The 21465-nt window shown below is 69.9% G+C and carries 19 protein-coding genes; 12 read left to right on the plus strand and 7 right to left on the minus strand.

Annotation, left to right across the window (positions count from 1 at the left end; all coding sequences use genetic code 11):
* Positions 1 to 41: 41 nt before the first annotated feature.
* From D5041_RS21340 to mltG, 4 genes are read right to left on the minus strand one after another with little or no spacing between them, the layout of a single operon-like run.
* Positions 42 to 401: a PilZ domain-containing protein gene (locus tag D5041_RS21340; RefSeq protein ID WP_010105140.1), complete on the minus strand. Its 360-nt coding sequence runs from the start codon at positions 399 to 401 to the stop codon at positions 42 to 44.
* Positions 398 to 1435 carry a DNA polymerase III delta subunit-related protein gene (locus tag D5041_RS21345; RefSeq protein ID WP_265285705.1) on the minus strand — a complete coding sequence of 346 codons (1038 nt, stop codon included), beginning with the start codon at positions 1433 to 1435 and terminating at the stop codon, positions 398 to 400. Before D5041_RS21345 ends, D5041_RS21340 begins: the two co-directional genes overlap by 4 nt.
* On the minus strand, positions 1432 to 2109 hold the full coding sequence (gene tmk, locus D5041_RS21350; protein WP_265285706.1) for a dTMP kinase: 678 nt from the start codon (positions 2107 to 2109) through the stop codon (positions 1432 to 1434). Before tmk ends, D5041_RS21345 begins: the two co-directional genes overlap by 4 nt.
* Before the next feature lie 29 nt (positions 2110 to 2138).
* Positions 2139 to 3122, minus strand: a complete 984-nt coding sequence (gene mltG / locus D5041_RS21355) for an endolytic transglycosylase MltG (RefSeq protein ID WP_265285707.1) — start codon at positions 3120 to 3122, stop codon at positions 2139 to 2141.
* Positions 3123 to 3340: 218 nt separating this feature from the next.
* Between mltG and ygfZ the strand changes: the two genes are divergently transcribed.
* Entirely contained in the window at positions 3341 to 4261 is a 921-nt protein-coding gene (gene ygfZ, locus D5041_RS21360) for a CAF17-like 4Fe-4S cluster assembly/insertion protein YgfZ (protein WP_407702320.1), read from the plus strand.
* Between the two features lie 27 nt (positions 4262 to 4288).
* On the opposite strand, the gene D5041_RS21365 is transcribed toward ygfZ, so the two are convergent.
* A complete protein-coding gene (locus D5041_RS21365; RefSeq protein WP_265285781.1) occupies positions 4289 to 4777 on the minus strand; it encodes a Cd(II)/Pb(II)-responsive transcriptional regulator in 489 nt (162 codons plus the stop codon).
* A 198-nt stretch (positions 4778 to 4975) separates the two neighbouring features.
* Between D5041_RS21365 and capB the strand changes: the two genes are divergently transcribed.
* Both capB and capA read left to right on the plus strand, forming a co-directional pair.
* The gene (gene capB, locus D5041_RS21370; protein WP_265285709.1) at positions 4976 to 6754 is read left to right on the plus strand and encodes a caprolactamase subunit beta; all 1779 of its coding nucleotides are present in this window, start codon (positions 4976 to 4978) and stop codon (positions 6752 to 6754) included.
* The gene (gene capA / locus D5041_RS21375; RefSeq protein WP_265285710.1) at positions 6751 to 8901 is read left to right on the plus strand and encodes a caprolactamase subunit alpha; all 2151 of its coding nucleotides are present in this window, start codon (positions 6751 to 6753) and stop codon (positions 8899 to 8901) included. The genes capB and capA overlap by 4 nt, the downstream gene beginning before the upstream one ends.
* Here the strand turns inward: capA and D5041_RS21380 are convergent.
* Positions 8813 to 9850 (minus strand): AraC-like ligand-binding domain-containing protein, encoded by a 1038-nt coding sequence (locus tag D5041_RS21380; protein ID WP_265285711.1) that lies wholly within the window; start codon positions 9848 to 9850, stop codon positions 8813 to 8815. The genes capA and D5041_RS21380 overlap by 89 nt on opposite strands.
* Positions 9851 to 10119: 269 nt before the next feature.
* On the opposite strand from D5041_RS21380, the gene kdpF reads away from it, so the two are divergent.
* The 9 genes from kdpF (at position 10120) to D5041_RS21425 (ending at position 19234) form a co-directional block, all read left to right on the plus strand.
* Positions 10120 to 10218, plus strand: a complete 99-nt coding sequence (gene kdpF / locus D5041_RS21385) for a K(+)-transporting ATPase subunit F (protein ID WP_236610736.1) — start codon at positions 10120 to 10122, stop codon at positions 10216 to 10218.
* Positions 10215 to 11924, plus strand: coding sequence for a potassium-transporting ATPase subunit KdpA (kdpA, locus tag D5041_RS21390; protein WP_265285712.1), 1710 nt, complete (start codon positions 10215 to 10217; stop codon positions 11922 to 11924). Before kdpF ends, kdpA begins: the two co-directional genes overlap by 4 nt.
* Before the next feature lie 39 nt (positions 11925 to 11963).
* Positions 11964 to 14030, plus strand: a complete 2067-nt coding sequence (kdpB, locus tag D5041_RS21395) for a potassium-transporting ATPase subunit KdpB (protein WP_265282702.1) — start codon at positions 11964 to 11966, stop codon at positions 14028 to 14030.
* Between the two features lie 19 nt (positions 14031 to 14049).
* Positions 14050 to 14691, plus strand: coding sequence for a potassium-transporting ATPase subunit KdpC (gene kdpC, locus D5041_RS21400; protein WP_265285713.1), 642 nt, complete (start codon positions 14050 to 14052; stop codon positions 14689 to 14691).
* A gap of 15 nt (positions 14692 to 14706) precedes the next feature.
* The gene (locus tag D5041_RS21405) at positions 14707 to 14856 is read left to right on the plus strand and encodes a hypothetical protein (protein ID WP_010101474.1); all 150 of its coding nucleotides are present in this window, start codon (positions 14707 to 14709) and stop codon (positions 14854 to 14856) included.
* A 6-nt stretch (positions 14857 to 14862) separates the two neighbouring features.
* Positions 14863 to 17595, plus strand: a complete 2733-nt coding sequence (locus tag D5041_RS21410; RefSeq protein WP_265285714.1) for a DUF4118 domain-containing protein — start codon at positions 14863 to 14865, stop codon at positions 17593 to 17595.
* A gap of 72 nt (positions 17596 to 17667) precedes the next feature.
* Positions 17668 to 17904, plus strand: coding sequence for a hypothetical protein (locus D5041_RS21415; RefSeq protein WP_265282700.1), 237 nt, complete (start codon positions 17668 to 17670; stop codon positions 17902 to 17904).
* 5 nt (positions 17905 to 17909) lie between these two features.
* Positions 17910 to 18518 carry an ATPase gene (locus D5041_RS21420; RefSeq protein WP_265285782.1) on the plus strand — a complete coding sequence of 203 codons (609 nt, stop codon included), beginning with the start codon at positions 17910 to 17912 and terminating at the stop codon, positions 18516 to 18518.
* Positions 18519 to 18535: 17 nt separating this feature from the next.
* Entirely contained in the window at positions 18536 to 19234 is a 699-nt protein-coding gene (locus D5041_RS21425; protein WP_265285715.1) for a response regulator, read from the plus strand.
* 36 nt (positions 19235 to 19270) lie between these two features.
* Here D5041_RS21425 and D5041_RS21430 read toward each other — a convergent pair whose 3' ends face one another.
* On the minus strand, positions 19271 to 21463 hold the full coding sequence (locus tag D5041_RS21430; RefSeq protein ID WP_407702327.1) for a TonB-dependent receptor: 2193 nt from the start codon (positions 21461 to 21463) through the stop codon (positions 19271 to 19273).
* Positions 21464 to 21465: the final 2 nt, after the last annotated feature.

Raw genomic sequence — 21465 nt, forward strand, 5'->3', positions numbered from 1 at the left:
GACAAGGGAGGCCGATCCGCCAATGGCGGAAACGACCGGGATCAGAGGGTCTGCGTCGCGCGGTCGGTGCCCAGCGCCGTGCCCAGCATTCCTTCGATCTTGATCTTCAGCGCGCGCGACTTCTCGTCCTTGGGGAAATGGATTCCCACCCCTTGCGAGCGGTTGCCCGCCGCCCGTGCCGGCGTCACCCAGGCCACGCGGCCCGCCACCGGGTAGCGCTGCGTGTCATCGGGCAGCATCAGCAGCACGTAGACATCGTCGCCCAGCTTGTACTCCCGGTGGGTGGGAACGAAGATGCCCCCTTCGGTGAAAAACGGGATGTAGGCCGCGTACAGGGCGGCCTTTTCCTTGATGGCCAACTGGATGACGCTGGGCCGGGGCGCGGTGGATGGGCTGTTCATGGGGATTGCGGAGCTGGCGAAGCGGCGGTCGGGTGCTTGGAGTGTAGGGTGTTTCGCGCCTGGGCGACAAGCGCTTCCAGCATCAGGCCCGCATTGAACGGGTGCTGCGCCGTGCGCGCCGCCTGCGCCAGCGCGCGCGACCAGCGGCTCAGCGCGGCCAGCGGCGGCGCTGCGGGCAGGTCCGCGGGCGCAAAGTAGCGTGGCGCGGCGCCCACGCTGGCCGCGAGCAGGTCGTGGCAGAGCTTTTGCAGCGCGTCGATCGCCTGCGCCGGCGCCCAGTCTGCGAACGCCGCCACACTCCCGCGCGCCACGGCCTGCGGCAGCGCCGACCAGGCATCCGGGCTGCGGCCCGATTGCGCCAACGCCAATGCGTCGTCGGGCCGCCCGCCCGCAGCACGCAGGAAGGCGACGGCCGCCGCGCGCGCGACGCCCTGCGCCTGCAACCAGTCGAGCATGTCCGCCTCCGCGGGCCAGAGCATGCGGTGGCCCAGGCAGCGGCTGCGGATGGTGGGCAGCAGCTGCCGCGCGGCCTCGCTCGCGAGCACGAAGCGCATCTCGCCGGGCGGCTCCTCCAGCGTCTTGAGCAGCGTGTTCGCCGCGATGGTGTTCATCTGCTCGGCCGGGTACACCAGCACCGCCTTGCCGCGACCGCGGGCGTTGGTGCGCTGGGCGAACTCGACGGCGTCGCGCAGGGCCTCGACGCGGATCTCCCGGCTGGGCTTGCGCTTCTTGTCGTCGATCTCGGCCTGGTCCCTTTCCGACAACGGCCAGCCCAGCGCCAGCATCTGCACCTCGGGCATCAGCACGCACAGGTCGGCGTGCGTGCGCACGTCGATGGCGTGGCAGCTGCCGCAGGCGCCGCAGGCGCCATCCGCAGTCGGCGCATCGCACAGCCAGGCGCGCACCAGCTCCATTCCCAGCGCGTACTGCCCCAGACCCGAGGGCCCCTGGAGCAGCCAGGCATGGCCGCGCTGCGCCAGCAAACGGCTGCGCTGCGCAGCGATCCAGGGCGCCGGGGCGCTGGCGGCGCTCATTCCAGCCCCTCTTGCGCAGCGGCCATGCTCGCCAGCCAGCCCCTGCGCACCAGCACGCTGCTGAGCTGCTGCCACACCCGGTCGCGGTCCTGCGCGGCGTCCAGGCGCGCAAAGCGCTGCGGGGCGGCCGCGGCGCGCTGCGCGTAGCCCTGCGCCACGCGGCGAAAGAACTCCAGGGGCTGGGCCTCGAAGCGGTCGGGAACGCTCGCGCCGGCCAGTCGGTCGGCGGCCAACTCGGGGGCGATGTCGAACCACAGCGTCAGATCCGGCTCGCGCATGGCCCGGGCGCCGGGCACCAGGTCCGTTTGCACCATGCGCTCCAATTTTGCGAGCACCCCGAAATCGACCCCGTGCCCCGCGCCCTGGTAGGCAAAGCTCGAGTCGGTGAAGCGGTCGCAGAGCACCACGTCGCCGCGCGCCAGCGCGGGCTCGATGACGCAGCGCAGGTGGTCGCGGCGGGCGGCAAAGACCAGCAGGGATTCGGTGAGCGCGTCCATGGTCTCGCCGAGCAGCAGCGTGCGCAGCCTTTCCGCCAGCGGGGTGCCGCCCGGCTCGCGGCTCACGGTGACCTGGCGGCCCTGGGCGCGCAAGGCGGCGGCCAGGCCCTCGACGTGCGAGGACTTGCCCGCGCCGTCTATGCCTTCAAACGTAATGAACAAACCGGATCGTGACATGGGAGCCCTGGGTTGAATCTGCCGGCGCACTACCGCCCCCGCTGATAGCGGTTCACGGCGCGGTTGTGCTCCTCCAGCGAGGCGCTGAAATGGCTGCTGCCGTCGCCCCGGGCGACGAAGTACAGCGCCTGCGTCGGCGCGGGTTGCACGGCGGCCAGCAGCGCGGCCTTGCCGGGCATGGCGATCGGCGTGGGCGGCAGGCCGGCACGGACGTAGGTGTTCCACGGCGTTTTGCTCTGCAAATCGCTGCGGCGCAGGTTGCCGTCGAACTTCTCGCCCAGGCCGTAAATCACCGTGGGGTCGGTTTGCAGCAGCATGCCCTGCCGCAGGCGGTTGGCAAACACGCCGGCAATCCGGTGGCGGTCGCCGGCCTGGCCGGTTTCCTTTTCGACGATGCTCGCCAGGATCAGCGCCTGGTCCGCGGACTGCAACGGCGTGTCCGCGGCGCGCTGCGCCCAGGCGGACGCCAGGTGGCGGTCCATGGCGTGCAGCGCGCGGCGCAGCAGCGCGATGTCGCTCGAGCCCTTGGCGTAGGTGTAGGTGTCGGGAAAGAAACGCCCCTCCGGCGCCACGCCGGGGCGGCCCAGCTGCGCCATCAGCGCGGCGTCGCCGAGATGGGCGGAGTCGGGCCGAAGCAGCGTCTCCCGGGCCAGCGCCTGGCGCAGCTGGCGCCAGTTCCAGCCCTCGACGAGCGTCAGCGCGCGCAGCGCCTCCTCGCCGCGCACCAGCTTCTGCAGCAGGCCGATGGGCGTCGTCCCCGGGGGAATCTCATAGTTGCCCGCCTTGATCGCCCGGTCCTGGCCGGAGAAACGGAACCAGGCGTAGAGCAGGCGCGCGTCGGCCGACGCGCCCGCCGCCACCACGCCGCGGGCCACGCCGCGCGGCGTGGTGCCGGGCTCGATGGCCAGTTCCAGCGCCTCGGTGCCCGCCCACAGGGGCTGGTGCAGCCACCACCAGAGCGCAGCGCCCGCGGCGAGCAAGGCCAATAGGAACCCAACCAGTAAACGTCGCACGACCTGCCGCCTGTTTGATGTGGAGATGAAACACCCGCGAGCCGCGTGCGGCGCCACCCCCCTCAAGGGGGCGAGCCCGGCGGCCCGGCAGAGCCCGTTCCGCGCTGTCCCGATCTCGGGGATTGCGCCCGTTGCACGCGCCGTGGGCCGTGCGCAGCGCCATGGAGAACCGAATGGGAAAGCGAAGCGGGCATCATAATTGAGCGATGACTGAACCCGTGAACGCTCCTTTGAACGGTGTTGCTCCCCTGCCCCATCTCGGCGTGATCCGCGTGGCGGGCGAGGACGCGGCCGCCTTCCTGCATGGCCAGCTGACGCAGGACTTTGCCCTGCTCGGCATGCAGCAAGCGCGCCTGGCCGCGTTCCTTTCGGCCAAGGGGCGCATGCAGGCGAGCTTCATCGGTTTCCGGCGCAACCCCACCGAGCTGCTGCTGGTCTGTAGCCGCGACCTGCTGGCCCCCACGCTCGCGCGCCTGAGCATGTTCGTGCTGCGCGCCAAGGCCCGGCTGAGCGACGCCAGCGCAGACCATGCCCTCTACGGGCTCGCGGGCGACGCGGTCCCGGCCGCTGCCGACGGCGCGCAGCCCGCGTGGACCCGGGCCGACGTCGGCGCCGCCACCCTGGTGCACCTGTACCCCGCCGCAGGCCAGCCGCGCGCGCTCTGGCTCGCACCGGCGACCGACCCCGCACCGGCAGGCCCGGCGCTGAGCACCGCGCTATGGCTCTGGAGCGAGGTGCGCAGCGGCGTGGCCACGCTGAGCGCCCCCGTGGCCCAGGCCTTTGTGCCGCAGATGCTCAACTACGAGTCCGTGGGCGGCGTGAACTTCCAAAAAGGCTGCTACCCCGGGCAAGAGGTGGTCGCGCGCAGCCAGTTCCGCGGCACGCTCAAGCGCCGCGCCTATGTGGCGCACGCCACGACCGACGTCGATATCGCCGCGGGCGCCGAAGTGTTTGCCACCGCAGACCCCACGCAGCCCTGCGGCACCGTCGTACAGGCCGCCCGCGCGCCTGGCGGCGGCGTGGACGCGATCGTGTCGCTGCAAACCTCGGCCGCGCAACAGCCCCTGCAGGTGGGCACGGCACCGGCCGTGCCACTCACGCTCGAGCCGCTGCCCTATCCGTTGCTGGAAGATATCTGACGGGACCAGACGCCGGCATATTGGCGTTCATTCGCCCTGCTTGCGCGCCAATCTGTTGCTGGTCACGAATTTCAGCGTGGGGGCCATGCTGGTATCGGAATGGCAGGCGCAGCCCTCACCGTGGGCTGCGGCGACCAGTTCGTGCAGTATTCCGCACTCGCCCGGGGGGTGACGGGAGTTGCACCGGGCACGCAGCGCGGCAAGTTGCCGCTCCAGCGCGCGCATGCTCCTGAGCCGCGCCCGGACGCGGACCCATTGGGCGTCTATGAGTCGATTGATGTCTGCGCAGTCGGCGTCTGGCTGTGCGACGAAGTCGAGCAATCGCTTCACGTCAGCCAGCGAAATATCCAGCGCCCGGCAATGGCGGATGAACGCCAGGCGTTCGAGATGCGTGTGGCCGTACGCACGATACCCGTTGTCGCTGCGGACCGGGGCGGGCAGCAATCCGATCTTTTCGTAGTAGCGAATGGTTTCGATATCCACGCCGGTTGCCTGCCCGAGCGCGCTGATGCGCATGGTGGTTTCCATGGGGGCTCCTTCCTGCCTGAAAAATCAGCGCCATTGTCCCATGCGCCTGCGCTTGCGGTGGTCCGGCAGGAGTTACCCGGCTGCACCCGGGCACAAAGGCTTGTGCACGCAGCGACAAGCGTTCGCGGGGTCCGGGGCTTAGATTGCTGGCAGCCATCGTCGGCTGCCCCGGCCAGGAGCTTCCCCATGAACAGGTGCCCCCCAAGAGTCGATCCGATCACCCTCGCCGTGGTGCGCGGCGCGCTGGAGACCACGCAGCGCGAGATGACGCTGACCCTGGAGAAGACGGCGCGCTCGAGCGTCTTCAACGTGGCGCATGACTACAGCAATGCGCTGTTCAACCACCGCGCCGAGATGATTCTTCAGGGGCAGGATATTCCGATCCACCTCGGCGGCCTGATGCCGGCGATGAAGGCCGTGGCGGCGTACTTTGGCGACGACGTCCACGCGGGCGACGTGATCTACCACAACGACCCGGTGCTCATGGGCAGCCATATCCTCGACTGCTGCATGTACAAGCCCGTCTTCTACCAGGACCAGTTGGTCTTCTGGAGCGTTTGCAAGGGGCACGTGGCGGACATTGGTGGCCCGGTGCCCGCAGGCTACAACCCCGACGCCCGGGAAATCTACGCCGAGGGCCTGCGCATACCGCCGGTCAAGCTCTGGGAGCGGGGGCGGCCGCGGGGCGACGTGATCAATTTCCTGCTGTCCAACGTGCGCTCGCGCCGCGACTGGGAGGGCGATTTGCGCGCGCAGTTTGGCGCGGTCGGTATCGGCGAGCGCAATCTGCTGGCGCTGCTCGACAAGTACGGCGTGCGCGAGGTGCAGGCCTGCGTGGACGAGTTGCTGAATATGGCCGAGCGCTCCATGCGCGCGCTGATCGCCTCGGTGCCGGACGGCAGCTACCAGGCCAGCGCGGTGCTCGAGGACGCCGGCCACGGGCTGGGCGATCTGCGCATCGATGCCCGCGTGAAGATCCACGGCGACCACTGCAGCATCCGCATCGACAGCCCGCCGCAAGTGCCCTACTTCATCAACAGCTACGCGGGCAATTCGCATTCCGGCGTGTACCTGGGGCTGATGATGTTTGCCAAGGTCGCGCCACCGTACAACGAGGGGCTGTACCGCTGCATCACGCTCGACCTGGGGCCCAAGGGCACGCTGTGCAACGCCGCCGAGCCGGCGCCGCACGTGAACTGCACGACCACGCCGATGGAAACGCTGGCCGATGCAGTGCGCCTGGCGCTGGAGCAAGCCGCGCCGGAGCGCGCCGTGGGCTCCTGGTGCCATTCCAGCGGCATCAACATCGCCGGGCACGATGCGCGCAACCACGAGGACTACGTGACCATGGTCCTGGCCTCGCTGATTGGCGGCGCCGGGGCCAGCGCGCATCGGGACGGCTGGAACGCGGTCGGCCCGCAGTGCTGCTTTGGCGCGCTGACCTCGGGCGACGTCGAGGTCCTCGAGCACCAGTACCCGATCCTGATCCACCGCTACGGCCTGGTCCGCGACAGCGGCGGCGCCGGCAAGCACCGCGGCGGCTGCGCCACGGCCTGGGAGGTCGAGCCGCTGGACCATGCGATGACGGTGATCAGCTTCGGCGAAGGCCGCCACTTTCCGGCCTTGGGCGCGCAGGGGGCCGGCAGTGCACGCGCCGACCTCAAGCTCGGCCGCGTCGAGCGCAAGCAGGGCGACGCGGTGGTCGAGGTGCTGCGCAAGAACGCCATCCTCAGGATCGCTCCCGGAGAGCGCGTCTGCACCGTGAACCCCGGCGGCGGTGGCTGGGGGCCGGCGCTCGAGCGCGCGATCGACGCAGTCGTGCACGACGTGCGCAATGGCTACGTCTCGGCGGACGCTGCCGGGCAGGAGTACGGCGTGATCGTCGACGTCGCCCGTTGGACCGGCCGCCCCGGCCCGGCGCGCCTGGAGGCAAGCACCCCCGAACTGCGCAAGGACAAGCCATGAACTACCGACTGGGCGTGGATGCCGGCGGCACCTTCACCGATTTCGTGCTCGCCGACGACCAGGGCCGCATCCACCTGTTCAAGGCCACCTCGACCCCCGAGGACGGCACCCGGGCGATGGCCGATGGCTTGGCGCAGATCTCCGAAAAGTTGCGCCTGAGCGTCGCCGAAATCCTGGGCCGGACCACGCTGTGCGTGAACGGCACCACCGTCGGGCTGAACGCGCTGCTCCAGCACCGGGGCGTCAGGACCGGCCTGATCTGCACCGCAGGCCACGAGGACTCGCTGGAAATACGCCTGGGCCACAAGGAGGAGGGCTACCGCTACGACGACACCTACCCGCCGGCGCAGATCCTGGTCGAACGCCATCTGCGCATGCCGGTGCGCGAGCGCGTGCTGTCCAACGGCACGGTGCACACGCCGCTCGACGAGCAGGACGTTCGCGCGGCCTGCGCGTGCTTCCGGCGCGAGGGCGTGCAAGCGGTGGCCGTGTCGCTGCTGTGGAGCGTGGCCAACGACCGGCATGAGCGGCGCGCGGCCGAGATCGTGCGCGAGATGCTGCCCGCGGTCTACGTCTCGGTCGGCACCGAGGTGTTTCCGCAGATGCGCGAGTACACGCGCACCTCGACCGCGGTGCTCAATGCCTACCTGGGCCCGGTGCTCGGCGCGTACGTGGCGCGCATCGACAGGTTCTTTCAGGACAGCGGCCTGCGCGTGCCGGTGCGCTACTTCCAATCGAATGGCGGCATGGCCTCGCGCGCCGTGATGGTCGCGCGCGCCGTGAACGCGATCAACTCCGGGCCGGCCTCGGCGCCGATGGCCGGGCGGCACGTCGCGCGGCCGCTGGGCATCGAGCATTTCATCACCGTTGACATGGGCGGCACCTCGTTCGACGTCACGCTGACGCACCAGGGCAGAACCCCCGTCACCAAGGACAACGACTTTCTGCGCTACCGCATCGGCACGCCGATGATCCAGGTCGAGTCGCTGGGCGCCGGCGGCGGCTCGATCGGCTGGATCGACGGCATGGGCCTGCTCAACGTGGGCCCGCAATCGGCCGGCGCCACCCCGGGGCCGGCCTGCTATGGGCGCGGCGGAACGCTGCCCACCGTGACCGACGCGAACGTGGTGCTCGGCTACCTCAACCCCGAGTCGCTGCTCGGTGGCCGCCTGGCCATCGACGCGGCGGCAGCGCGCCAGGCGATTGCGACGCATCTGGCCGGGCCGCTGGGCATCCCGGTCGAGAAGGCCGCCTACGGCATCTTCCGCATCGTCAACAACAACATGGTCAACGGCATGCGCCGCGTTTCGGTCGAGCGCGGCTACGACCCGCGCGACTTCGCGCTGATCGGCGCCGGCGGCGCGACCGCGCTGCACATCACCGCGCTGGCGCGCGAGATCGGCATCCGCACGGTGCTCGTGCCCCAGCTGGCCTCGGGCCTGTGCGCGTTCGGTCAGATCCTGTCAGACGTGAAATACGACTACATGGCCGCGGCGCCGATGCGGCTCGACGCGCACGCCGATACCGCGCAATTGGAGCAGCGCTTTGCCGCACTCGAGCGCCAGGGCGCGGCCGTTTTGCAGCAAGAGGGAATCCCGCCCGAGCGCATCGCCTTGCGGCGCAGCATCGATATGCGCTACGTCGGCCAGGTCCATGAATGCTCGGTGGACATTGGTACGCTGGCCGTCGGCCCGGCCACCATCGGCACCATCAAGACCGCTTTCCATGCATTGCACAAGCAGCTGTTCACCTACGACGAGCCCGACAGCCTGATCGAGGTCGTGAACATCGGGACCACGGTTCTTGGCCAGAGCGCAGCGCAGCCGCCGCAGTTGCAGCAAGCGCCAAGTGGCGGCCAGGCGTCCAGGGCGATCAGCACGCGCCGGCGCATGATTTTCGGCGCCGATTCGGCCGCCATCGAGACCCCGGTCTACGACGCTGCGCGCCTTGGCGCCGGCGATTCCGTGGCCGGCCCCGCCGTGATCGAGGAGCCGACCACGACCATCGTGCTGCAACCGGGCTGGCAGGCGCGGCTCGACGCCAGCGGCTGCTACGTGATCAGCGCGCAGGGGGATGCACAGGCGCACGCAACGGACGCAGCATCTCGCTCGGCGCATGCCCGAACTTCTTGCGGAACGCATGGCTGAACTGGGCCTGGTCGCCAAAACCCGCGCCGTAGGCGATCTGCGCCACCGTGGTCCGCCCATTCGCGCGGCTAAGCGCCTCGTGGGCTGATTGCAGGCGCAGCTCGCGGACCCATTGCGCGACGGATTGGCCCGTGTCCTTGAACAACTGGTGCAAATAGCGCAGCGAAATGCCGCTGGCCTGCGCAATGCGCTCGGGCGACAAAGCCGGGTCGGACAGATGCTGGCGCACGTGCGCCTCGATGCGCGCCAGATGCGCGTCGCGCACCGCCGAGTGCGCTGACTGCAACGCGTCCGGGTGCTGCCGCAGGCTGAGCGCCAACAGGTCGATGAGCTGCGTCGCCATCAGCGCCCGCGCCGTGCTGCCGTGGTCCGTGTCGCAATGGCGCGTGACCCATTCCAGGTAATCGTGGAACAGCCGGCCCATGCCCTGGCGGTTGTCGTACTGCCGCGCGCAGAAACGGCCCGGCTCCCCGATGCGCGCCTTGAGCGCCGCGACCGGCAGCTTGAGCACCCACATCGCGTTGGGCTGGCGATAACCGAAGTCATAGGGCTCTTCGCTCGATTCGAGCAGGAACTGGCCCGGCGCGCAGCGGGTGCTGCGCCCGAGCTGCGAGAACCCGACCTCGCCGTGCAAAGGCAGCGTCACGAGCAATTGGCGGTCTTGCGCGCCGCAATGCTGGCGCAGGCGGCGATAGGCCAGCGCGCCCGATTGCAGGCGCGACAGTTGCACGCCGTTCAGGTCCCAGACGTCCAGTTGCCCGTCCAACCGGTCCCCTTCGCCGCAGCGCAGCTGGAGCTTGAAATAGGTATCGGCGACGACTTCGCGCCAATAACCAAGTCCATGACCAAGCCCATGGTCAAACCCATGCTGGTGCGGGACGTCGCGGGTCGAGAAACGCTTGTGCATCATGGCCGTGGCAAGGGACTTGTGTGCGGATTGTGCAGTCACGGCCCGGTGCGTGACCAGCTTGCCCGGGCAGTAATAACCCGGGATCGCCTGGCACGAGGGAGCCGGTAGCCCCCCGCCCTCTTGATGCATTCTTGACGCCCCGCCGCGCACTCTTGCACGCATCTTGATGCCGCCCTTCCTAGCATGGCGCCATGTCTTGGGGAGAATGGCATGGACTGGATCTTCATCGGCCTGGGCGGGTTGTTTTGGCTCGCGACCATGGCACTGGCGCAGGGCTGCGCCCGGCTGGCGCGCCAGAGGGAGCGGTCATGATGGCCAGCGCCTGGATGCTGCTCGCCGCGGTGCTCGCAGCGGCGCTGCTGGTGTATCTGGTGCTCGCCCTGCTGCGTCCGGAGGACTTCTCATGAGCACCGCGGCATGGCTGCAACTGGCGGTCTTCATGGCGCTGCTGCTGGCGCTGGCCTGTCCGCTGGCGTGGGCGATGGACGCGGTAATGGCCGGCCGCTTCGCGCTCGGGCGGCGGCTGGAGGCGCCGCTGTGGCGCCTGGCAGGGGTGCGGCCGGACGAGGAAAGCGGCTGGCTGCGCTACGCGCAGGGGCTGCTGGTGTTCAACGGCCTGGGGCTACTGGCGGTGTATGCATTGCAGCGCCTGCAGGCCGCGCTGCCGCTGAACCCGCAGCGCATGGCGGCGATTGCCCCCGATTCGGCGTTCAACACCGCCGTGAGCTTCGTCACGAATACCAACTGGCAGGGCTACGCGGGGGAGAGCAGCATGAGCCATCTCACGCAGATGCTCGCGCTCACGGTGCAGAACTTTCTCTCGGCCGCGACCGGAATCGTGGTGGCGCTGGCACTGGTGCGCGGCTTTGCGCGGCATTCGGCGCAGGGCATCGGCAATGTCTGGGTGGACCTGACCCGCACCACGCTGTGGCTGCTGCTGCCGCTGTCCTTGGTGCTCGCGCTGGTGTTTGCGGGCCAGGGCGTGGTGCAGACGCTGGCGCCTGCGACCACGCTGCAAACGCTGGAGTCCGAGGCCCCGCAGACCCTGGCCATGGGGCCGGTGGCCTCGCAGTTGGCGATCAAGGTGCTGGGAACGAATGGGGGCGGTTTCTTCAACGCCAACTCGGCCCATCCGTTCGAGAACCCCACGCTGGCGAGCAACTGGCTGCAAATGCTCGCGGTGCTGCTGATCCCCGCGGCGCTGTGCCTGGTGTTTGGCCGCATGGTCGGCGATGCGCGCCAGGGCTGGACGATTCTGGTGACCATGAGCCTGCTGTTCGTGCTGTGCGTGGTCGCGGCCACGGCGCTCGAGCAGCAGGGCAATCCGCTGCTCACGCGCTGGGGCGTCGATCAGGCCGCCAGCGCGTTGCAGTCGGGCGGCAATATGGAGGGCAAGGAGGCGCGCTTCGGCATCGCCACCTCGGCGCTGTTCGCGGTGATCACCACCGCCGCGAGCTGCGGCGCAGTGATTGCCATGCACGACAGCTTCACGCCGCTGGGCGGCATGCTGCCGATGGCGCTCATGCAGCTGGGCGAGGTGGTGTTCGGCGGCGTGGGCTCGGGCCTGTACGGCATGCTGCTGTTCGCCATCCTGGCGGTGTTCGTCGCCGGACTGATGATAGGGCGCACGCCCGAATACCTGGGCAAGAAGGTCGAGGCGCACGAGATGAAGCTCGTGTCCATCGCCATTCTCGTGACGCCGCTGCTGGCGCTGCTGGGAACGGCCGTGGCCGTGATGACCGACGCCGGCCGCGCCGGCATTCAGGCCCCCGGGCCGCATGGTTTCTCGCAGGTGCTGTACGCGCTGTCGTCCGCCGCGAACAACAACGGCAGCGCTTTTGCAGGCCTGTCGGCGAACACCCCGTTCTACAACACGCTGCTCGCGCTGGTCATGTGGTTCGGGCGCTTTGGCGTGATCGTTGCAGTGCTCGCGCTCGCCGGCGCGCTGGCCGCCAAAAAGCGCGCCCCCGCCACCGAGGGAACCCTGCCCACGCACGGCCCGCTGTTCGTCGCGCTGCTCGCGGGCGTGGTGCTGCTGGTGGGCCTGCTCAACTATGTGCCGGCACTGGCGCTGGGCCCGGTGGCCGAGCATTTGCTGCTCTGGCCCCGGTAAGCCCGACGAGCCCGACGAACCCCAAGGCGCGAGACGCTCATGAACCGCACGCAACCCACCCTGTTCGACCCGGCGCTGCTGCGTCCGGCGCTGCGCGATGCCTTCAAAAAACTGGACCCGCGCGTGCAGTGGCGCAACCCGGTGATGTCCGTGGTGTACGTGGGCAGCGCCTTCAGCAGCGCGCTGGCCGCGAGCGCGCCCGACGCCTTTACCGCCGCCGTCGCGCTGTGGCTGTGGTTCACGGTGCTGTTTGCCAATTTTGCCGAGGCCCTGGCCGAGGGGCGCAGCAAGGCGCAGGCCGCGTCGCTGCGCGGCCTCAAGCAAGAGACCTGGGCGAAGAAGCTCGCCGGCACGTTCGAGCGCAGCACCCCGCACAGCGCCATGACCTGGCTGCCGCTGGAGGCGGGCCAGCTGCGCCGGGGCGACGTGGTGCTGGTCGAGGCCGGCGACATCGTTCCCGCCGACGGCGAGGTGATGGACGGCGTGGCCTCGGTGGACGAGAGCGCGATCACGGGCGAATCGGCCCCGGTGATCCGCGAGGCGGGCGGCGATTTCTCGGCCGTGACCGGCGGCACGCGCGTGCTCTCGGACTGGGTCGTGGTGCAGGTGGTGGTGAACCCGGGCGAGACCTTTGTGGACCGCATGATCGCCATGGTGGAGAACGCCCGGCGCCAGAAGACGCCCAACGAGATCGCGCTGACCATTTTGCTGGTGGCGCTGAGCATCGTGTTCCTCGGCGTGGTGGTCACGCTGCTGCCGTTCTCGGTGTTTGGCGTGCAGGCCAGCGGCGCGGGCGAGCCCGTGAGTCTGGTGGTGCTGGTGGCCCTGCTCGTGTGCCTGATTCCCACGACCATCGCCGGCCTGCTCAGCGCCATCGGCGTGGCGGGAATGAGCCGCATGCTGGAGGCGAACGTGATCGCCACCTCGGGCCGCGCGGTCGAGGCGGCGGGCGACGTGGACGTACTGCTGCTCGACAAGACCGGCACCATCACGCTGGGCAACCGGCAGGCCAGCGCCTTCGTCCCCGCGCCCGGCGTCACCGAGTCCGAGCTCGCGGACGTGGCGCAGCTGGCCTCCCTGGCCGACGAAACGCCCGAGGGCCGCAGCATCGTGGTGCTCGCCAAGCAGCGCTTCAAGCTGCGCGAGCGCGACCTGGCGACCCTGGGCGCGCAGTTCGTGCACTTCACGGCGCAAACGCGCATGAGCGGCGCCGACCTGCCCGGCCCGCGCCTGCTGCGCAAGGGCGCCGCAGATGCCGTGCGCAAACACGTGCAGGCGCTGGGCGGGCGCTTTCCTGCCGCGCTGCAAAACGCCGTGGACGATGTCTCGCGCCGCGGCAGCACGCCGCTGGTGGTGGCCGACGGCGCGCGCGTGCTCGGTGTGGTGGAGCTCAAGGACGTGATCAAGGGCGGCATCCGGGAGCGCTTTGCCGAGCTGCGTCGCATGGGAATCAAGACGGTGATGGTGACCGGCGACAACCGCCTGACCGCCGCCGCGATCGCCGCCGAGGCGGGGGTGGACGACTTTCTCGCCGAGGCCACGCCCGAGGCCAAGCTCAAGCTCATCCGCGACTACCAGAGCACCGGGCGGCTGGTCGCGATGACGGGCGACGGAACGAACGACGCCCCCGCGCTCGCGCAGGCCGACGTGGCCGTGGCGATGAACACCGGCACGCAGGCTGCGAAGGAGGCCGGCAACATGGTCGACCTGGACAGCAACCCGACCAAGCTCATCGAGATCGTCGAGACCGGCAAGCAGATGCTCATGACGCGCGGCGCGCTGACCACCTTCAGCATTGCCAACGACATCGCGAAGTATTTCGCCATCGTTCCCGCGGCGTTCGTCGGCACCTACCCGCAGCTGTCGGCGCTGAACTTCATGCAGCTGGCCAGCCCGTCGTCGGCGATCCTCTCGGCCGTGGTGTTCAACGCGCTGATCATCGTCTGCCTGATTCCGCTGGCGCTGCGCGGCGTGCGCTACCGCGCCGTGGGCGCCGCCGCGCTGCTGCGCCGCAACCTGGCGATTTACGGGCTCGGTGGCGTGCTGCTTCCGTTCATCGGCATCAAGGCGATCGACATGCTGATCGCTGCCCTGGGACTGGTTTGATTTCCGAAAGCCCCGCACCATGACCGAATCCCTTGCCCACCCCGCGCCCGATGCGGGCGCGACGCCACCCGCCCGCTGCGGCCTGCTGCGCCCGGCGCTCGTGCTGTTCGTGCTGCTCTCGGTGCTCACCGGGCTGCTCTACCCGCTGGCCGTCACGGGCGTTGCGCAAACCGTGTTTGCGCACCAGGCGAACGGCAGCCTCGTGCGCCGCGACGGCCGGCTGCTCGGGTCGGAACTGATCGGGCAAACGTTCACCGCGCCGGGCCACTTCTGGGGCCGCCCCAGCGCCACCACGCCCCTGCCCTACGACGGCCTGGCGTCGGGCGGGTCGAATCTGGCGCCGGGCAACCCGGCGTTGCTCGACGCCGTGCAGGCGCGCGTGCAGGCGCTGCGCGCCGCAGACCCGGAGAACACGCGGCCCGTCCCGGTGGACCTCGTGACCACCTCGGCGAGCGGGCTGGACCCGCACATCAGCGTCGCCGCGGCGAACTACCAGAGCGGCCGCGTGGCCCGCTCGCGCGGCTTGCCCCCCGAGCAGGTCCAGGCGCTGGTGCAGCAGCACACCGAAGGCCCCTGGCTGGGCTTTCTGGGCGAGCCCCGGGTGAACGTGCTCGCGCTGAACCTCGCGCTGGACGCGACCCGGCGCCCCGCCAAGCCATGATCCGCAGGCCCGGCCATGCTCGCAATCCTGCTGGCCACGCTGGTGCTCGCGCTGCCCATGCTGCTCGCCTGGTGGCTGGTCACGCGCCCGGGCGCTGCGCGCAATGCGCCAGGCGACAATGACGACGCGCACACCGCATCGCAGCCCCCGCGCAGCAGCGAATGACCCGGAATGCACGACGACGCCACACGCCCTGATCCCGACGCCCTGCTGGAGCGCTTGCACAGCGAGGAGGCCCAGGCCCGGCGCGGGCGGCTGAAGATCTTTTTCGGCGCCTGCGCGGGCGTGGGCAAGACCTACGCCATGCTGTCCGCGGCCCGCGCCGCGCAGGCGCAGGGCCTGCCCGTCATCATCGGCGTGGTGGAAACCCATGGCCGCGCCGACACCGAGGCGCTGATCCGCCAAGCGCCCGACCTGCCCCGCCTGCCGCTGCGTGCCCTGGCGTACAAGGACCGCACGCTGCCGGAGTTCGACCTCGACGCGGCGCTCGCCTGGGGCGCGCAGCACCCCGAAGGACTCGTGCTGCTCGACGAACTGGCGCACAGCAACGTGGCCGGATCGCGCCACCCCAAGCGCTGGCAGGACGCCGAAGAATTGCTCGCCGCGGGTGTCGATCTGTACTCGACCATGAACGTCCAGCACCTGGAGAGCCTGAACGACATCGTCAACGGAATCACCGGAATCCGCGTATGGGAGACCGTTCCGGACCAGTTCTTCGACGCCGCCGACGAGGTGCTGGTGATCGACCTGCCGCCCGATGAACTGCTCGAGCGCCTGAAGGCGGGCAAGGTGTACCTGCCGCAGCAGGCCGAGCGTGCGGCCGCCCATTTTTTTCGCAAGGGCAACCTGCTCGCGCTGCGCGAGCTCGCGCTGCGCTGCACGGCGGACCGGGTGGACGACGAAATGCGCGCCTACCGCCGCACCAGCATCAGCACCGCGACGCCGGTGTGGCCGAACCGCGAGGCCCTGCTGGCCTGCGTGGGCCCGGGCGCGAACGGCGAGAAAGTGGTGCGCAGCTGCGCCCGCCTGGCCGCGCAGCTGGAACTGCCCTGGCATGCCGTGCACGTGGAGGCCCCCGGCCAGCCGGCGCCGTCTGCCGCACTGCTGGCGCAGGTCGAGCGCAGCCTGAAGCTGGCGCAGGAACTCGGGGCCAGCGCCTGCAACATGCTGTCCGCCACCGCGCGCGCGCCAGCGCTGGTGCGCTACGCGCGCGAGAACAACCTGGTGCGCATGGTGATGGGCCGCAGCACCCGCCGCTGGCCCTGGCAGGAAACGCTCGCCGAGCAGTTGGGCAAGCTGGCCTGCGACCTGGACCTGTTGCAGGTAGGCGCACCCGCCGCGCCGCGCCGCAGGCTGTCGCTGCGCCCGTCCCCCGGCCGGCGCAAGCACCCCTTCTGGCCCGGTTACCTCATCGCAGGACTGGCCTGTTGCGCAGCGGCGCTGCTCGCCACCCCGCTGGTGCAGGTGCTGGAACTGACGAATATCGTGATGCTGTTCCTGCTGGTCGTGGTGGGTGTGGCGCTGCGCCATGGACGCGGCCCCGCGGTGCTGGCAGCGTTCATGGGCGTGGTGTTTTTTGACTTCTTCTTTGTCCCGCCGCGCCTGACCCTGGCCGTCAGCGACGCGCAGTACCTCGTCACCTTCGGCGTGATGCTGGTGGTGGCGCTGGTGGTCGGACAGCTCACCGCCGGGCTCAAGGTACAGGCCGAGGCCGCAACCCTGCGCGCGCACCGGGTGCGCAGCCTGTACGACATGGCGCGCGACCTCTCGTCCGCGCTCCTGCCCGGGCAGGTCGCAGAAATCGGCGCACGCTTCCTGACGGGCGAATTCGGCGCGGATTCGGCGCTCGTGCTGGTCGACGACGACGAGCACCTGCAACTGCTGCCCGGCGGCACCGCGCCCGTTGACATGGCCGTGGCGCAATGGGCCTTCGCGCGCGGCGAGCCCGCGGGCCATGGCACCGACACCCTGCCCGCGAGCCCGACGCTGGTGCTGCCGCTCAAGGCACCGATGCGCGTGCGCGGCGTGCTCGTGGTGGCCGTGCCGCAGGGCCAGCGCCTGGGCGTGGAGCCAAGGCGCTTGCTGCAAACCTGCGCGTCGCTGCTGGCCACCTCGCTCGAGCGCATCCACTACATCGACGTGGCGCAAAAGAGCACGCTGCAGATCGAGTCGGAGCGGCTGCGCAATTCGCTGCTGTCTGCGATTTCACACGACCTGCGCACGCCGCTGGCATCGCTGGCCGGGCTGGCCGACACGCTGGGCATGGCGCAGCCGCCGCTGCCCGCGCAGCAGCAGGAGCTGACCCGCGCCATCTTGCAATCGGTCCGGCGCATGAGCGCGCTGGTGAACAACCTGCTCGACATGGCCCGGCTGCAAGCCGGCGCGGTGCAATTCCACAAGGCCTGGCAACCGCTGGAAGAGGTGGTGGGCAGCGCGCTGAGCACCAGCGCGTCCGCGCTCGCGGGACATCCCGTGGAGGTGCAACTCCCGGCCGACCTGCCGCTGCTGCACCTGGACGCCGTGCTGATGGAGCGCGTGCTGGCCAACCTGCTGGAAAACGCCGCCAAGTACACGCCCGCCGGCAGCGCCATCACCATCGCGGCGCAGCCGCAGAGCGACGCGGTGTTGCTGCGCATCACCGACCACGGCCCCGGACTGCCCAAGGGGCGCGAGGAGCTGCTGTTTGAAAAATTCGAGCGCGGCGCACGCGAGAGCGCCACCCCGGGCGTGGGCCTGGGCCTGGCCATCTGCCGCGCCATCGTGCATGCGCATGGCGGCAGCATCCGGGGCGATACGCTGGTGTCGGCGCAGGGGCAGGCCAGCGGCGCCTGCTTTACCATTTCGCTGCCGCGCGGCACCCCGCCCACCGACCATGGCGCGGACGCGCAGGGCGTGCAGCGATAGCGAGCCAGTACAATCCGCAGGTCGAGAATTACGGACGTCGGCATACCCGATCATCACAACGAGGTCGAATTCATGAACACGCTGTACAAGACACCCGAGAACGAGGACCCAAGCGAACAACTATGGCGCGAGCTGGACCGTGTAGACGGCGATGGCGGCGCCGCACGCGAGCTGCTCGCCGCAGGTTGGCCGATCTACTACCGCGAGCCGACGACGCCAAAGGGCTTGCAAATCAAGGAACACCCCGACGGCCACCGCGAGCTGGTGCGTTTCTCGCGGCAGGGCGATGAGGTGATCCGCGCCCTATGAGCAGCATGCGACCCCAGCTATGGGTTTTCGCGGGTCCGAATGGGGCAGGAAAATCGACGCTGGTCAGCCGGTACCGGGTGGCCAGCCGCATTCCGATCGTGAATCCCGACGACATCGCCCGCGCGATCGGGCCGGACGATCCGGGCGCCACCTCGGCACAGAACCAGGCCGGTCGCTTGGCCATCGCGCAGCGCAAGCAACTGCTGCAGGAAGGCCGGTCCTTCGGGATCGAGACGACGCTGACGGGCCGGCGCGAGCTGCCCTTCATGCAGACCGCCAAGGAGCTCGGCTACAAGCTGAACTTGGTCTATGTCGGCCTGTCCGAGGTGGAGCAGTCCCATGTCCGCGTTGCCGCAAGAGTCCAGCGCGGCGGCCATGACGTCCCCGAGCAGGACCTGCTGCGCCGTTTCGACCGCAGCCTCGGCCATCTTGCCGATGCGATCGGGCTGAGCGACCGGGTGCGCATCCTCGACAACAGCGGAAAAACCTACCGCCTGCTGCTGAGCATGGACCTGGGCCGGACGAAGTTCGTCACCCGCAACCTGCCGGACTGGGCCAGGGCAGCCGTTCCGATGGCAATGCAACAGCCGCCTCAGGGGCATCCTGGCGACTGAACGCCCCGCCGCAGGCCATGACCGACCTGCCGACGCATATCCTCATCGTCGAAGACGAGGCCGACATCCGCCGCTTCGTGCGCCTGACGCTGGAGCGCGAGGGCCACACCGTGCACGAGGCCACCACCTTGCAGCGTGGACTGATCGAGGCCGGCACCCGGCGCCCCGACCTGCTGGTGCTCGACCTGGGCCTGCCCGACGGCGACGGCGTGGACCTGATCCGCGAATTGCGCAGCTGGTCGACCATGGCCATCATCGTGCTCTCGGCGCGCAGCGCCGAAGCCAGCAAGATCGCCGCGCTCGACGCGGGGGCCGACGACTACCTGGTCAAGCCCTTTGGCTCGGGCGAGCTCATGGCCCGGGTGCGCGCCCAGCTGCGCCGCAGCCAACAACCGGGCGCAGCGGGCGGGCAGGCGCTGATTGCGTTTGGCGACGTCACGGTGGACCTGGCTCGCCGGGCCGTCGAGCGCGGCGGCCAGGCGCTGCACCTGACCCCCATCGAATACAAGCTGCTCACGCATCTGGCGGCGCAACCCGATCGGGTCATCACGCACCAGCAGCTGCTCAAGGCCGTGTGGGGACCGGGCCACGCGCAGGACACGCACTATGTGCGCGTGCACATGGCGAATCTGCGCAAGAAGGTCGAGCGCGACGCCTCGATGCCCCGGCACTTGAGGACCGAAACGGGGGTCGGATACCGCTTCGTTCCCGGTTGACCCGGCCCGGCTGCGAATGGAATGCTCAGGCAGTTCTCAGAAGTCCACGCTGGCGCTGATGGACAGCGTGCGCGGCGCGCCCAGCACCAGGTAGCCCCAGCCCGGGTAGCCGCCCGACGAGGCCCAGTAGCTGCGGTTCGTCAGGTTGTCCACGCGCGCGCGCAGGGTGACCAAGCGGCCCTGCACTTCGCGCAGGTAGCGCACGCCCACGTCCAGCCGGCTCCAGCCGGGCACCTTCAGGGTGTTCGTGGCGTTCGCGTAGCTGGCGCCGGTGTGCACCAGGCGGCCATCGACGGCCAGCCCGGGCAGGCCCGGCAGTTCCCATTGGGCACCCAGATTCGCCTGCAGCCGGGGCACACCGATGACACGCCGGCCATCGGTGCTGACGCTGCCGGTGCTTTGCTGCCGGGCATCGAGCCAGGTCAGTCCGCCCAGCAGGCTCAGCTCCCGGCTGGCCTGACCGTGCAGGCTCAGCTCTGCGCCCCGGTGGCGGTCCTGGCCATAGGTGCCGAAGATGCGGCTGCGGGTGTCGACGAGGGCGCGCGGCCGGGTGATGGAAAACAGCGCCAGGTCGGCGGCGATGCGGCCAGCGTCGTACTTCAGGCCCGCCTCCTTTTGCCGCGCGACAAAGGGGGGCAGCTTCTGGCCCTGGTTGGTCGCGCCGGTGGGTGCCGTCTGACCCTGGTTCAGGCCTTCGACGTAGTTCGAGTAGACCGATAGCTGCGGGTCCACCTGGTAGAGCGCAGCCAGCAGCGGGCTGCCATGGCTTTGCTGGTCGCGGCCGGTGAACGCGGCCGTGCCGTAGGCGTAATTCACCGTCTCCATTTTCTGCAAGCGCAGGCCTGCGGTGAGTTGCAGGCGCCGCTCGGCGAGCGCAACGGTATCGCCCAGCGCCAGGCTGCTCAGGCGCGTGCTGCCGGTGCGCCGCGGATGCGCCAGATCGCCACCCCACTGGGTCTTGGCGCCAAAGTCCGGCAGGCTGGTGGTGATCGGGCCGTACAGGTTGCTCGCCTGGGGGTTGTCCCCGTCCGAAGCGTAGGCATTTTTCGCCTCGGAGCCGAAATACGCGGCCACGGCCACCCATTCATGGCCCAGGCCGCCGGTCTGCAACTTGCCGCGCAGGCCCAGTTCGCCGGTGTTCACGCTGTCGCGGCGGCGGTTGTCGAAGCGGTAGTGGCTGGCCGCGCCGCTGCCCGCGTCGTTCACCGTGAGATTCGCCAGCGCATTCGCTTCGGCGCCGCGGCGCGCGCCTGCGGCGGCCCAGGCAGTGGTGGCCGCAGAGAGATCCCATTCGCCGCGCAGCGTGCCAAACAGGTCGCGTTCGTTCGAGTAGGTTCCGGGCTGGGCATGGTTGCTCCGGTTATCGGGCGGCCTGGGCACCTGGGTGAGCGCAGACCCGAGCAGGACGTTCGTGCGGGTGTTGCGCAGTGCGTTCGTTTGCCAGCCGACGTCGCCGGACAGGCGCACGCCGGGGCTGCGCCAGTCCAGGCCCAGGGCGAGCAGTTCCAGGCGGCTCTTTTCCTTGTCCACGGCGCTGCCCCCGGCGCGTGTGGCCGCATTCAGGCGCACCCCCGTGCTGCCGTCGGGGCCGAAGCGGCGTGCCATGTCGGCTGCCAGCTGGGTCTGGCCGCCCTGGGTCACCCCCAGGGTCACGCGGTTCAGCGGCTCGTTCGGCGCGCGCTTGGGCACCAGGTTGATGCTGCCCCCCAGGCCGCTGCCGCCCGGGCTGGCACCGTTGAGAAAAACCGAGGCGCCGCGCAGCAGTTCCACCCGCTCGAACAATTCGGTGGCGATGTACTGGCGTGGCAGCAGGCTGTACAGGCCGTTGTAGGCGATGTCGTCCGAATACAGGATGAAGCCGCGGATGAAGTAGGCCTCCTGGAAGTTGCCAAAGCCACGCGCCGTGCGCACCGTCGGGTCGTTTTGCAGCACGTCGCCGACGCTGCGGGCGTGGCGGTCCTGTATCAGTTCGTTGGTGTAGCTGGTGATGGAAAACGGCGTCTGCAGCGCGTCGCGCGTGCCCAGCACACCGGCGCGGCCACCGCGCGCCACCTGGCCGCCGGCGTAGGCCGGAGACAGGCCCTGGGCCGACGCGTCGGCGCTGGCGTTCACGGTCACGGGGGACAGGGTTTGGCCTTGCGCTGCCGGGGCCGCAGCGGTTTGTGCATGCAGGGCGGGCGCGGTGAGCGCGAGCAGCATCGCGGCCGTGGTGCACGCCGGGCTCGGCATGC

Source organism: Verminephrobacter aporrectodeae subsp. tuberculatae, from assembly GCF_026127385.1.
GTDB lineage: Bacteria > Pseudomonadota > Gammaproteobacteria > Burkholderiales > Burkholderiaceae_C > Acidovorax > Acidovorax aporrectodeae.